At 43.9% G+C, this 13,784-nt stretch carries 9 protein-coding genes and 1 rRNA gene; 9 read left to right on the top strand and 1 reads right to left on the bottom strand.

Annotated features, from left to right (window positions below; genetic code table 11):
- From dnaA to gyrB, 6 genes are all read left to right on the top strand, one after another.
- Entirely contained in the window at positions 1-1,347 is a 1,347-nt protein-coding gene (gene dnaA / locus MKY19_RS00005; RefSeq protein ID WP_042183777.1) for a chromosomal replication initiator protein DnaA, read from the top strand.
- Between the two features lie 197 nt (positions 1,348-1,544).
- Positions 1,545-2,687, top strand: coding sequence for a DNA polymerase III subunit beta (gene dnaN / locus MKY19_RS00010; RefSeq protein WP_339244164.1), 1,143 nt, complete (start codon positions 1,545-1,547; stop codon positions 2,685-2,687).
- A gap of 48 nt (positions 2,688-2,735) precedes the next feature.
- Positions 2,736-2,966, top strand: coding sequence for a S4 domain-containing protein YaaA (gene yaaA / locus MKY19_RS00015; RefSeq protein ID WP_042123047.1), 231 nt, complete (start codon positions 2,736-2,738; stop codon positions 2,964-2,966).
- Positions 2,967-2,986: 20 nt separating this feature from the next.
- Positions 2,987-4,105, top strand: a complete 1,119-nt coding sequence (recF, locus tag MKY19_RS00020; RefSeq protein WP_042123050.1) for a DNA replication/repair protein RecF — start codon at positions 2,987-2,989, stop codon at positions 4,103-4,105.
- Between the two features lie 16 nt (positions 4,106-4,121).
- Complete coding sequence (locus MKY19_RS00025; RefSeq protein WP_036677731.1) at positions 4,122-4,370, top strand: extracellular matrix/biofilm biosynthesis regulator RemA family protein; 249 nt, start codon at positions 4,122-4,124, stop codon at positions 4,368-4,370.
- Between the two features lie 47 nt (positions 4,371-4,417).
- Positions 4,418-6,328, top strand: coding sequence for a DNA topoisomerase (ATP-hydrolyzing) subunit B (gyrB, locus tag MKY19_RS00030; RefSeq protein ID WP_149644924.1), 1,911 nt, complete (start codon positions 4,418-4,420; stop codon positions 6,326-6,328).
- Positions 6,329-6,510: 182 nt separating this feature from the next.
- Here the strand turns inward: gyrB and MKY19_RS00035 are convergent, their stop codons facing one another.
- Positions 6,511-7,386, bottom strand: a complete 876-nt coding sequence (locus MKY19_RS00035; RefSeq protein WP_339799590.1) for a YheC/YheD family protein — start codon at positions 7,384-7,386, stop codon at positions 6,511-6,513.
- A gap of 355 nt (positions 7,387-7,741) precedes the next feature.
- Between MKY19_RS00035 and gyrA the strand changes: the two genes are divergently transcribed.
- The 3 genes from gyrA to MKY19_RS00050 all read left to right on the top strand — a co-directional run bounded on the left by gyrA (position 7,742) and on the right by MKY19_RS00050 (position 13,595).
- On the top strand, positions 7,742-10,282 hold the full coding sequence (gyrA, locus tag MKY19_RS00040) for a DNA gyrase subunit A (protein WP_042183783.1): 2,541 nt from the start codon (positions 7,742-7,744) through the stop codon (positions 10,280-10,282).
- A 268-nt stretch (positions 10,283-10,550) separates the two neighbouring features.
- A complete protein-coding gene (locus tag MKY19_RS00045; protein WP_339268047.1) occupies positions 10,551-11,648 on the top strand; it encodes an HD-GYP domain-containing protein in 1,098 nt (365 codons plus the stop codon).
- Positions 11,649-12,037: 389 nt separating this feature from the next.
- Positions 12,038-13,595: ribosomal RNA gene (locus MKY19_RS00050) — 16S ribosomal RNA — on the top strand.
- The last annotated feature ends 189 nt before the right edge of the window (positions 13,596-13,784 follow it).

A 13,784-nucleotide genomic window follows, 5' to 3' on the forward strand; every position in this document is an offset into this window, starting at 1 on the left:
GTGGACAGCCATACTTCCGAATTATGGCAGCAAATTTTATCGATTATTCAAACCAAATTAAGCAAGCCGAGCTTTGATACCTGGTTTAAGGCTACTAAAGCGATAACCTTCAACTCCCAGGTTCTCATTATCTCGGCACCTACAACGTTCGCAGTAGAATGGCTGGAAAGTCGCTACACCAAACTAGTAGGAGCAACGGTCTACGAAGTCACTGGGAAACAAGTGGATGTAAAATTCGTGATTGAAGAAAGCAAGCCGCCTGAGCTTGTGGTTCAACAATCCGCTCCCACTCCCGTAGTATCACGAGAAGAAGCGCAAACGCATCTACTCAATCCCAAGTACACTTTTGACACTTTTGTAATCGGCTCCGGCAACCGTTTTGCGCATGCAGCCTCACTGGCAGTAGCCGAAGCGCCGGCCAAAGCATACAATCCCTTGTTTTTATATGGTGGTGTAGGTCTGGGCAAAACCCATTTAATGCATGCCATTGGGCACTATGTTCTAGAACATAACCCGAATAACAAGGTTATTTACATCTCATCTGAGAAATTCACGAATGAATTTATCAATTCAATCCGTGATAACCGCGGTGAAAGCTTCCGCAATAAGTATCGTAACGTTGACATTTTGCTTATTGACGATATTCAATTCCTCGCTGGAAAAGAGTCCACGCAGGAGGAGTTTTTTCATACGTTCAATGCGCTCCACGAAGAACGCAAGCAAATTATCATCTCCAGCGACCGACCGCCAAAGGAAATTCCCACACTGGAAGAACGGCTACGTTCCCGGTTCGAGTGGGGCTTGATTACGGATATTCAACCACCCGATCTAGAAACCCGAATTGCGATTTTGCGCAAAAAGGCGAAGGCAGAGAACCTTGATATCCCTAATGAGGCCATGATGTATATTGCTAACCAGATTGACACCAATATTCGTGAGCTGGAGGGTGCATTAATCCGGGTTGTTGCTTACTCATCGCTAACTAACCAGGATGTAACTACTCATTTGGCAGCTGAAGCACTCAAGGATATTATTCCTTCCAGCCGGCCTAAGATGATTACCATCGCTGATATTCAGCAAAAAGTCGGTGAATACTACAATTTACGCCTTGAAGACTTCAAAGCGCGAAAACGTACGAAAGCCGTAGCTTTTCCACGTCAAATCGCAATGTATCTCTCCCGTGAACTAACCGATTATTCGCTCCCTAAGATTGGTGAGGCATTCGGAGGACGTGACCATACGACCGTAATTCATGCGCATGACAAAATTACACAGTCATTAAAGGTCGATCAGGAGTTGTACAAAGTGGTAAATAATCTTGCGGAGAAAATTAAAAATCCTTCCTAAGAGGAACAAAGAGCCTATACACAATCTATACACATGTGGGTAGGCTTAATTTTATGCTATTTGATAGGGTTATCCACATATTAGACGCCCCTACTACTAATACTATTAAATAACTATAATAATTCATCATGTAAAGACGCGTAATAAAGAGATACAAATACAACGAAATTCCCAATTTTTCAGCTAGGAGTGAAATCATGAAAATAAGCATTCTTAAAAATGAACTCAACGAATCCATTCAACACGTATCCAAAGCTATATCCAGTAGAACAACAATCCCTATTCTGACCGGTATTAAGCTGGAAGTTAGCCATCAAGGCGTGACATTAACTGCAAGCGACACCGATATTTCGATTCAATCGTTTATTCCAGCAGAGAATGACAGCCATACGATCGTGAAGATAGATCAGCCAGGAAGTGTTGTTCTTCCCGCTAAATTTTTCGTCGAAATTATTAAGAAGCTGCCCTCCAAAGAGATTCACATGGAAGTTAAAGAAGGATTCCAAACGTATATTTCTTCTGGATCCACTGAGATTCAGATCGTAGGTTTAGACCCTGAAGAATTCCCGGTGCTACCGAGTATTGAGGAGAACGATACTATCTCCCTGCCAGGTGATTTGCTGAAAAATATGATTAAACAAACCGCTTTTTCTATTTCTACCCAAGAGACAACTCCGATTTTAACAGGTATACTGTGGAATCTGGCTGATAATGAGTTTAAGTTTACAGCGACAGACCGTCACCGCTTAGCTACAAGAGCAGCAAAACTAGAAGGTACGGAGAATGTCCAATTTGCAAATATCGTAATCGCCGGTAAAACTCTTAATGAGCTAAGCAAGATTATTCCTGATCAAAATATGCTCGTTGATATTGTGGTTGCGGACAATCAAGTTCTCTTTAAAATCGACAAAGTACTGTTCTATTCACGGATCCTTGATGGAATTTATCCGGATACTTCTAGAATTATTCCAACAACCTACAAAACAGAACTAACTTTGGACACAAAAAAATTAAGCGAATCGATTGATCGTGCTTATTTGCTGTCCCGTGAAGAAAAAACCAATATTGTGCGCATGCAGACGCTTGAGCAAGGCGGTATTGAAATTTCATCTAGCTCTTCTGAGCTTGGTAAAGTTCGCGAAGAACTTGAAGTCATTGATTTCAAAGGTGAACCGCTCAAAATATCTTTCAACTCCAAATATATGCTCGATGTCTTAAAAGTTATTGAGAGTGAGCAGCTTGTAATAGCATTTACAGGAATGATGAGTCCGATCATTTTGAAGCCGCTCGATCAAACCAATAGCTTGTATATTATTTTGCCTTACCGTACAACAAATTAATGCCAACATTCATGAACATGTGGATAAGTGGCTGAAAGGATAAAAACCATGAAAAAAATACTTATCCACAGTGGATATATTAAGCTGGATCAATTCCTGAAACTTTCTGATTGTGTATCCACAGGTGGAATGGCTAAAGCTTTGCTGCAAGAAGGACATGTACTTGTTAACGGAGAAGTAGAGGAACGGCGCGGAAGAAAACTTTATCCGGGTGATCAAATTGAAGTGCAGGATAACGGCACATTTCAGGTTGAAGGCGGAGGAGTCAAAGAGGAGTAGGCTAGGGGAGGAACCATTTCGTGTTTGTTAAAAATATCGGTCTGCAGCATTATCGGAATTACGGGCTGCTGCGTCTGGAGAGCTTGGGCGATGTGAACCTGATTCTGGGTCAGAACGCCCAAGGCAAAACAAACCTCATGGAGGCATTGTTCGTCCTGGCGATGACCAAAAGCCACCGCACCTCGAAGGATCGCGAACTTATCTCATTTGATGCCCCTGGAGACGCTGCTCAGATCATTGCCGAGGTAGAACGGAAGTACGGCGATCTCAAGCTAGAGCTCACCCTATCTGCCAAAGGTAAAAAAGCTAAGATTAACGGTTTAGAACAACGACGTCTTAGTGAGTTTGTGGGATCACTCAATGTGGTCATGTTTGCACCGGAAGATTTAGAGATAGTCAAAGGCACACCTGGCATCAGACGGCGTTTTCTCGATATGGAGATTGGCCAAGTCCAGCCCAGTTATCTATTTCACCTCCAGCAGTATCAAAAAATTCTCTTACAAAGAGGCAATTTGCTGAAGCAGTTGTGGGGGAAAGAGGCAGCGGGAAAAGACCTTTTGGAAATTTGGGATGCTCAACTTGTGGAGCACGGTGTTAAAATCGTCAAAAAAAGGAAACAATTCATAAAGAAGCTGCAAATATGGGCTGAAAGCATACACCGGGGGATTACGAACGGCGGAGAAGAACTGAAATTGCTCTATGTCCCCTCTTTCGGCGATCGGGATGAGGAAGATGAAGCTGTCTTATTAGACAATTTTATGTTAAAGTTATCACAAACGAGAGAACAAGAAATCAGGCGCGGCATGACGCTGACGGGTCCCCATCGGGATGACCTGTCCTTTTTTATCAACGGAAGGGAAGCTCAGGTCTACGGTTCTCAGGGACAGCAGCGTACAACGGCTTTATCGCTCAAGCTGGCGGAAATCGAGCTGATCCATGAAGAAATCGGAGAATATCCTGTGCTGCTTCTTGATGATGTTTTATCCGAGCTTGATCCTTACCGACAGACCCAGCTTATTGAAACCTTTCAAAGCAAGGTACAGACATTCATTACCGCTACCGGGATTGAGGGTCTGAATGCCGATAAATTAAAGGGCGCCAGCCTATATCATGTTCATGATGGAAAAGTGGAGTTATAAAGAGCGGAGGAAGATCATGTATATTCATTTGGGCGGGGAGAAGATTATTCGCTCTTCGGAGTTAATTGCAATATTTGATATTTCGATTGAGAAATCTTCCAAGGTGTCTAAGCAATTCGTCATTCACTCTGAGCAGGACAAAAAGCTTGAGCGGATTGGTGAAGAGGAAGCAAAATCTATTGTCGTAACTAAAAATATCGTGTATTACTCCCCCATTTCCTCCTCCACTCTCAAAAAAAGAGCCAAAATTTTGCTCGAAATATAACTTGCGTTTAGTAACAAAGAGATAATCTGAAAGAAGTAGGTGAAGGCATGTCAATGAATCAACCGACATATGATGAGAGCCAGATTCAGGTACTGGAAGGGCTAGAAGCTGTCCGGAAACGTCCGGGCATGTATATTGGTTCCACTAGTTCTAAAGGTCTCCATCACTTGGTGTGGGAGGTCGTAGATAATAGTATCGATGAAGCCCTAGCAGGTTATTGTGACCGGATTCAAGTGATTATTCATGAGGATAACGGGATTACTGTTATCGATAATGGACGTGGCATACCTGTAGGTGAAAATGAAAAACTTAAAAAGTCGACGCTTGAAGTTGTAATGACAGTACTGCATGCAGGCGGTAAATTCGGCGGCGGCGGATATAAAGTATCAGGCGGCTTACACGGTGTGGGTATCTCCGTAGTAAATGCCTTGTCTGAGAAGGTTGTTGTTAATGTTAAGCGTGATGGGCATATTTATCAGCAGGAATACAGACGTGGTGCACCACAGTATGAGATCAAAGTTGTTGGAGACACGGACGAGACAGGTACGACTACAACTTTTCATCCGGACCCTGAAATCTTTACTGAAACCACGGTCTTTGAATATGCGACACTGCTTACTCGTATTCGGGAGCTAGCTTTTCTTAACAAAGGAATTGAGCTTTCACTGCATGATGAGCGGACCGATGTCACCAACGTGTTCAAATATGAGGGTGGTATCGTTGAATATGTGAAATATCTGAATGAGAAAAAAGAAGCGCTGCACGAGGAACCAATCTACGTGGAAGGCTCACGGGATATGATTCAGGTTGAAGTAGCTCTCCAATATAATGATTCGTATACAGAGAACATCTACTCTTTTGCGAATAATATTAATACCCATGAGGGCGGAACGCATGAATCCGGCTTCAAAAGTGCTCTAACACGTATTATCAACGATTACGCCCGTAAAGCGGGTGTGCTGAAGGATGGTAATTCAAATCTGACTGGCGACGACGTGCGTGAAGGATTGACAGCCATTATTTCTGTCAAAATTCCAGAGCCTCAGTTCGAAGGTCAAACGAAGACTAAGCTCGGAAATAGTGAAGTCCGTGGAATAGTAGAATCACTGTTCGGAGAGAAATTGCAGGAATTCCTGGAAGAGAATCCGGCAGTATCACGCCGTGTCCTTGAGAAGTCGCTTTCAGCTTCACGTGCACGAGAAGCCGCTCGTAAGGCTCGTGAGTTAACCCGCCGTAAGAGTGCGCTTGAAGTCAGTGCACTACCTGGTAAACTTGCGGACTGTTCATCCAAGGATGCGTCTATCAGCGAACTGTATATCGTCGAAGGTGACTCTGCGGGTGGATCGGCCAAGCAGGGACGGGATCGTCATTTCCAAGCGATTCTACCGCTGCGTGGTAAGATTCTAAACGTAGAAAAGGCACGCTTAGACCGTATTTTATCCAACGCCGAGATCAGGGCTATTATTACTGCTCTTGGTACAGGAATCAGTGATGATTTTGACCTATCGAAGGCTCGTTACCATAAAGTCGTTATTATGACGGATGCCGACGTCGATGGAGCTCATATTAGAACTTTGTTGTTAACATTCTTCTACCGTTACATGCGGAAGCTAGTAGATGCAGGTTATATCTATATCGCACAACCGCCATTGTTCAAGATAGAACGCAACAAAGTGATCCGTTATGCAGGTAGCGAGAAGGAACGCGATGAGATTATCGCCTCTTTTGGTGAGAATGTTAAGGTCAATGTTCAGCGCTACAAAGGTTTGGGTGAAATGAATGCTACCCAGCTGTGGGACACGACGATGGATCCTGAGGCTCGTATGATGCTACAAGTAACGATTGAAGATGCGATGCTCGCTGATAGTATCTTTGATACGCTGATGGGCGATAATGTTGAGCCAAGACGTGACTTTATCCATGAGCATGCGAAGAGCGTCAGATACCTTGATGTGTAACAATTACATTCAAGCATAACGCCTTCGGCGTCCTTATAAGGACGATAAGCGTTTAAGCGAGAAATATAAGACATAAAGTATGGTGTAAAACTTATACTTTCTTATATTTTAATAAAACCTCCGGCTTCTGTTCCTAACGGAATGAGAATGCTGGAGGTTTTTTTGGTTTCAGAGCTGATTTTTTAGGCTTTAGTATAATGCCTATTGCGGGTAGTATATGGGGATTTTCTAGCTTTTACACGTCCGTATGCTACAGCATAGCGGTGTATTCTACGATAGATAGATTTATCAGGAAATAACTTGAATACAACAATGGATGGAAGCGTGTTGACCTCAAGCAGCCACATATCCATATGTTGATCCATGGCAATATCCAGACCAATTTCTTTAATTCCTGGATAGGTGGTTTCCAATTGGCCTGCAATTTGTACGCCTAAAGATTTTAATTGATTAATCGTGGAGAGTGTTTCAGAAGGGTTCATATGATTTTTTAATAATGTATTTACTGACAGAATACTGCCTCCACTATGATAATTGGTGACGATTTTCTGAGGGGCAGCTACTCTTCCGAGCATTCCTGTTGTTTCCCATGCACCTGATGGAGTCTTTTGGGCAAGAACTCGAAGGTCGAAGGGACGATCTTGGTGACGCAGGAGATCAATTCCTTTTTGGACGAGGTAGGTACGGTTCTGAATTCGTTTCTGTAAGGCCTCATGCAGCTCTTCGGGGGAGAAGAAAACTTCTGCCGTCTTTGCATATCTTAAAATATATAGGACCTGTGCTTCTTGCTGTTCTCTCTCCTCGTTATTGGCGGTGACATTCATTTCAGTCTTCTGCTGGCTAGGACTTAAAATCACCGTACGCTGCTCAGCTCTCATTACACCAATACCAAAGCTTCCGCGATCAGGTTTTATATAGACCATAGCATATAACGCAAGCATTTCTTTAAGAACACTTAAATCATATTTACGAGTATCAGGCACATATAGAGATAGAGATTGATTTTGAAGGATAACTTTTGTTTTAGCCCATTTACTTGGGACTCGTTGAATCTTCATTATCTTCCTCCTTAACAATTTTGTGCAGCATTTGCTCTTTGGAATTCCCTTGTACAAAACTTGCTGTAGAAGCATAATCTTTGGCAGCTGAAAATCAGGACAAGCTACCTAAACAATGGTATAATATAAGGATATGGGGTTATGCCTTATCGAACGATACTAGGATAATAAAACCGTGTTTCTTGTCTTTACAGTCTATGTACTAAAGACATTTGCGGAAAGGGCGAATACCCTAATCAGCGCAAAAGAAATCAATATTAGAAGATAAAAGGCTATCATGTTTAATTGTGCTACTTTTGTGAAAGTAATATAATTAAGGGTAGCGGTTTTTTAACTGAAGGAGGTCCAGCAACTCATGGCTGAACAAAATAACCCACAAGTCAAAGATCGGGACATTGGCGTGGAAATGCGTGAATCCTTTATGGATTACGCAATGAGCATCATTGTTAGCCGGGCTTTGCCAGATGTGCGGGACGGACTCAAGCCGGTTCACCGACGCATTTTGTTTGCGATGTCGGAACTTGGAATGTCTGCGGATAAGCCTCATAAGAAATCGGCAAGAATCGTCGGTGAGGTTATCGGTAAGTACCACCCTCACGGTGACTCAGCCGTCTATGAAACAATGGTACGGATGGCTCAGGATTTCTCTATGCGCTATATGCTTGTGGACGGTCACGGGAACTTTGGTTCGATTGATGGTGATATGGCTGCAGCGATGCGTTATACAGAAGCCCGTCTTTCCAAGATTGCAGGCGAAATGCTTCGAGATTTGAACAAAGAAACAGTTGATTTCGCACCCAACTATGATGGTGAAGAGAATGAGCCAGTTGTATTACCAGCTCGCTATCCGAACCTGCTCGTTAATGGGGTATCTGGTATAGCTGTAGGTATGGCTACTAATATTCCACCGCATAACCTAGGTGAAGTTATCGATGGTGTGCAGGCGATGATTAAGAATCCTGACATCACCCCTATGGAATTGATGGAGTATATTCAAGGCCCAGATTTCCCAACGGCTGGATATATTTTGGGTCGTGAGGGTATTCGTCAGGCTTATCGTACGGGGCGTGGTTCAGTGACCATGCGTGCAAAGGCAACGATTGAAGAGAATAACGGTAAGGCTCGCATCATTGTGCATGAGCTGCCGTATCAGGTGAACAAGGCAAGACTGGTTGAAAAAATCGCAGAATTAGTACGTGAGAAACGGATCGAGGGTATAACGGATCTTCGAGATGAGTCTGACCGTAACGGTATGCGTGTAGTTGTTGAGATGAGACGTGATGTGAATCCAAATGTTGTGTTGAACAATCTATATAAACATACTTCTATGCAATCTACATTTGGTATCAACATGCTGGCCATCGTGAACAACGAGCCGAAAATTCTTAATCTGCGTGATGTGCTCTATCATTATTTGCAGCACCAGATTGAAGTTATTCGTCGTCGTACTATATTTGATCTTAAAAAAGCTGAAGCACGCGCTCATATCTTAGAAGGTCTGCGTATTGCGCTGGATCATCTGGATGAAGTGATTGCGTTAATTCGTGCTTCTCGGACAACGGACATAGCCCGTGAGGGATTAATGAGCACCTTTAGCCTTAGTGTAGAGCAGGCTCAAGCGATCCTCGATATGCGGATGCAGCGTCTGACCGGTCTGGAAAGAGAAAAGATCGAGAATGAATATAACGAATTGCTAGCTAAAATTGCAGAGTACCGTGAAATTTTGGCGAATGAGCATCTTGTACTGGAAATCATCAGTAACGAGCTGCAGGATATTCGTGATAGATATTCTGATGAACGCCGGACAGAGATTACCGTTGGTGAAGAAAGTATCCTGGATGAAGACCTTATTCCGCGTGAAGAGGTTGTTATCACTATTACACATACGGGATACATCAAACGTCTACCTGTCAGCACCTACCGCAGTCAGAAGCGTGGAGGGCGCGGAGTCATGGGGATGGACACCAAGGATCAGGACTTTGTGGAGCATCTCTTCGTGAGTAACTCTCATAACTATCTGATGTTCTTTACCGATAAGGGTAAGGTATACCGGATTAAAGCTTATGAGATCCCAGAGCTGGGACGTACAGCACGTGGGACACCAATCATCAACCTGATTCAAATTGAACAAGGTGAGAAGATTAGTGCCGTAATCCAAGTGGAAGAGACCGATAGTGACAAGTACTTGTTCTTTGCTACCCGCGAAGGTATCGTGAAGAAGACGCCGCTTGAGGATTACAATAACATCCGCAAAGGCGGACTTATCGCTATTAACCTTCGTGAAGAAGATTCTCTAATTGAGGTTAAGCTGACAGATGGACAGCAAAATCTTATTATCGGTACAGCTCGCGGAATGTCGATTACGTTCTCAGAGAATGATGTTCGTTCTATGGGTCGTAGCGCGACAGGCGTGAAGGGCATTACGCTTGATAGTAATGACCATGTCATCGGTATGGATTGTGTCGATAAGGAGCTTGAGGTTCTGATTGTTACTAGCAAGGGTTATGGTAAACGGACACCAGCCGGTGACTATCGTTCCCAGACTCGTGGTGGTAAAGGAATCAAGACCATTAATCTCACTGAGAAGAATGGCCCTGTAGTTGGTCTAAAAGTCGTTAAGAACGATGAAGACTTAATGATCATTACTACAAGCGGTACCTTGATTCGTACCAGCATGGATGGAATCTCTACTATGGGTCGTTATGCGCAAGGGGTTAAGCTAATTAACATCCGCGAGGATGATGCTGTGGCTACTCTGTGCAGAGCAGATAAGAACGAAGAGGACGAATTGTCTGAAGATATGGAAGGCCTCGAGGAACAAGTAACAGTAGATGAATCTGGTGATATTGATCAACCGGAAACAATCGCTGAGGATCAAGAAGATAATTTAGAGTAGGTTTTATTCAATAAAGAGCAAGGGCTTCTATTACAGAGACCCTTGCTCTTTTTGCTGTGATTAATTAATAGCTAGTTATTTAATGAAATTTAATGAGGATTTTTATAAGAATAGTTTTCATTTCACTAGTCGCTTCCTTTTATCCGTACTATAATTAGCCGATAGAGTATAAATCAGTATATAAAGTACTATTTTCTCAGAAATTATCTGTCATATTAGATTTCGGTAATCCTGAGCTTATTGTTATAGAAATTAAGGGGCTGAGTATATGCCAAGTGTATTGGCTGGAGAAGTTAAAGCGGGCTCAAAGATAACCAAAGATGTAATTACACCTTTGGGGGGAATTTTGTTCACCAAGGGAAAGATACTACTCCCCCGTGATCTAGAAATTTTAGAAGCTTTTTTGGTTGGGCAAGTGGAGATCGAAGGTGTTCAGGGAGAGGCCAACTCTGATACTGTCAAAAAAAACGCCAAGCAGACAGCACTTAAAGCTGGAGCGATTATAAATGAATCGATGCTGATCAAGAACAATTCCCCACTACATGATGAATATGAAAAAATGATCGCACTTATTAGGACTAGCTATCGTTCGGTAACGGCAGCTTCACTTCCTATTTTTGAGTTGCGGAGTCAATTAGAGTTACTAATTAGTCATTTGAAGGATTATCATGTGTTGAAGTTTTCTCCACGTACGCTAAAAGACGAGGATTACAACTATCACAATGCCGTGCTGTCCGCGTTAACATCATATAAGATCGCTCAGTGGTGCGGGTATCCGCAAAAGGATTGGATGCAGATCGCTTTTGCTGGATTACTACATGACATTGGAAACGCAAAAGTAGATAGTTCTCTTTTACATAAGCCGGAGTCACTTAATAGTGCTGAAATAGAAGAGGTTCGCAGACATACTACATATGGCTATCAATTGTTGCGTAATGTTACAGCGATTAATGAAGGGGTAAGACTAACAGCATTGCAGCATCATGAGAAGGTTGACGGGTCTGGTTACCCACTTAAGCTAGAAGGTAGCCAGATTCATTTTTACGCTAAAGTAGTTGCGGTAGCAGATATATTCCATGCTATGACCCTAGAAAGGGCCTATAGAAAAGCACAGTCTCCTTATTTAGTGTTAGAGCAGATAATGACAGAAAGCTTCGGTAAGCTCGACCCAGTCGTTGTACAGACCTTTATACAGAAGAGTACCGATTTGTTTAATGGAACCAGAATACGTCTGAGCGATGGACGTCATGGAGAGATCATATTTACTGACCGTGCTAATCCAACACGTCCTATGATTAAGGTAGAGGGTACGATTGTTAACCTAATGTTGGAGCGAGAATTGTATATTCAGGAGATCATTGCTTAGAGAAGGAAGTATTAAGAGACTGCATAAATGAGACTGTGCTAACAGGTATATACCAATATATAAAGGGTGATTGATAGCACAGTCTCTTATTTATAGATTATATTAAAAAAAAGTGTTGCAATGAATCTCTATACATGATATATTCTATTTCTGGCCGAGAAACACACATGCCGAGCTCGAAAAAGAAGTAAAAAAAGAGCTTGACATTAAACGGCTGAACATGATATAGTATAAGAGTTGCTGCTGAGACATTAAACGGCGACAACGAGAACTTGATCTTTGAAAACTGAACAACGAGTGAGTAGGAAATCACGAAAGTGATATCCAAAATTAGAGAATTAATTTTCTCGTCAGATGTTTCAAAATGAGCATATCGCTCTTTTCAATACTAATTGGAGAGTTTGATCCTGGCTCAGGACGAACGCTGGCGGCGTGCCTAATACATGCAAGTCGAGCGGAGTCATTTTGAAAGCTTGCTTTCAAAATGACTTAGCGGCGGACGGGTGAGTAACACGTAGGCAACCTGCCCCTTAGACTGGGATAACTACCGGAAACGGTAGCTAATACCGGATAATTTCTTTTTTCTCCTGAAGGAAGAATGAAAGACGGAGCAATCTGTCACTGAGGGATGGGCCTGCGGCGCATTAGCTAGTTGGTGGGGTAACGGCCCACCAAGGCGACGATGCGTAGCCGACCTGAGAGGGTGAACGGCCACACTGGGACTGAGACACGGCCCAGACTCCTACGGGAGGCAGCAGTAGGGAATCTTCCGCAATGGACGAAAGTCTGACGGAGCAACGCCGCGTGAGTGATGAAGGTTTTCGGATCGTAAAGCTCTGTTGCCAGGGAAGAACGTCCGGTAGAGTAACTGCTATCGGAGTGACGGTACCTGAGAAGAAAGCCCCGGCTAACTACGTGCCAGCAGCCGCGGTAATACGTAGGGGGCAAGCGTTGTCCGGAATTATTGGGCGTAAAGCGCGCGCAGGCGGTCATTTAAGTCTGGTGTTTAAACCTTGGGCTCAACCTGAGGTCGCACTGGAAACTGGGTGACTTGAGTACAGAAGAGGAAAGTGGAATTCCACGTGTAGCGGTGAAATGCGTAGATATGTGGAGGAACACCAGTGGCGAAGGCGACTTTCTGGGCTGTAACTGACGCTGAGGCGCGAAAGCGTGGGGAGCAAACAGGATTAGATACCCTGGTAGTCCACGCCGTAAACGATGAGTGCTAGGTGTTAGGGGTTTCGATACCCTTGGTGCCGAAGTTAACACAGTAAGCACTCCGCCTGGGGAGTACGGTCGCAAGACTGAAACTCAAAGGAATTGACGGGGACCCGCACAAGCAGTGGAGTATGTGGTTTAATTCGAAGCAACGCGAAGAACCTTACCAGGTCTTGACATCCCTCTGAATCCACTAGAGATAGTGGCGGCCTTCGGGACAGAGGAGACAGGTGGTGCATGGTTGTCGTCAGCTCGTGTCGTGAGATGTTGGGTTAAGTCCCGCAACGAGCGCAACCCTTAACTTTAGTTGCCAGCAAGTAATGTTGGGCACTCTAGAGTGACTGCCGGTGACAAACCGGAGGAAGGTGGGGATGACGTCAAATCATCATGCCCCTTATGACCTGGGCTACACACGTACTACAATGGCCGGTACAACGGGAAGCGAAACCGCGAGGTGAAGCCAATCCCATCAAAGCCGGTCTCAGTTCGGATTGCAGGCTGCAACTCGCCTGCATGAAGTCGGAATTGCTAGTAATCGCGGATCAGCATGCCGCGGTGAATACGTTCCCGGGTCTTGTACACACCGCCCGTCACACCACGAGAGTTTACAACACCCGAAGTCGGTGGGGTAACCCGCAAGGGAGCCAGCCGCCGAAGGTGGGGTAGATGATTGGGGTGAAGTCGTAACAAGGTAGCCGTATCGGAAGGTGCGGCTGGATCACCTCCTTTCTATGGAGAATCGTCTTCTGCAATGAAGACATTCAAATCGGAAGTTAAACTTCCAAAATCTCAGGTTTAGGCCTGTTACTCACTCGTTGCTCAGTTTTGAGAGTTTAAGCTCTCAAGCAAGACTTGATCCTTGAAAACTGGATACCGAAACGAATTTGCGTTTTAGAACATCTTTTAGCAACTTGTGCA

Origin of the sequence: Paenibacillus sp. FSL R5-0744 (assembly GCF_037972555.1) — a bacterium.
Classification (GTDB): Bacteria; Bacillota; Bacilli; order Paenibacillales; family Paenibacillaceae; genus Paenibacillus_AQ.

Bases quoted from the DNA above. Each gene is read 5' to 3' on its own strand.
- MKY19_RS00035 (WP_339799590.1), bottom strand. From the start codon at position 7,386: ATGAAGATTCAACGAGTCCCAAGTAAATGGGCTAAAACAAAAGTTATC.
- gyrB (WP_149644924.1), top strand. From the start codon at position 4,418: ATGTCAATGAATCAACCGACATATGATGAGAGCCAGATTCAGGTACTG.
- yaaA (WP_042123047.1), top strand. From the start codon at position 2,736: ATGAAAAAAATACTTATCCACAGTGGATATATTAAGCTGGATCAATTC.
- dnaN (WP_339244164.1), top strand. From the start codon at position 1,545: ATGAAAATAAGCATTCTTAAAAATGAACTCAACGAATCCATTCAACAC.
- gyrA (WP_042183783.1), top strand. From the start codon at position 7,742: ATGGCTGAACAAAATAACCCACAAGTCAAAGATCGGGACATTGGCGTG.
- MKY19_RS00045 (WP_339268047.1), top strand. From the start codon at position 10,551: ATGCCAAGTGTATTGGCTGGAGAAGTTAAAGCGGGCTCAAAGATAACC.
- MKY19_RS00025 (WP_036677731.1), top strand. From the start codon at position 4,122: ATGTATATTCATTTGGGCGGGGAGAAGATTATTCGCTCTTCGGAGTTA.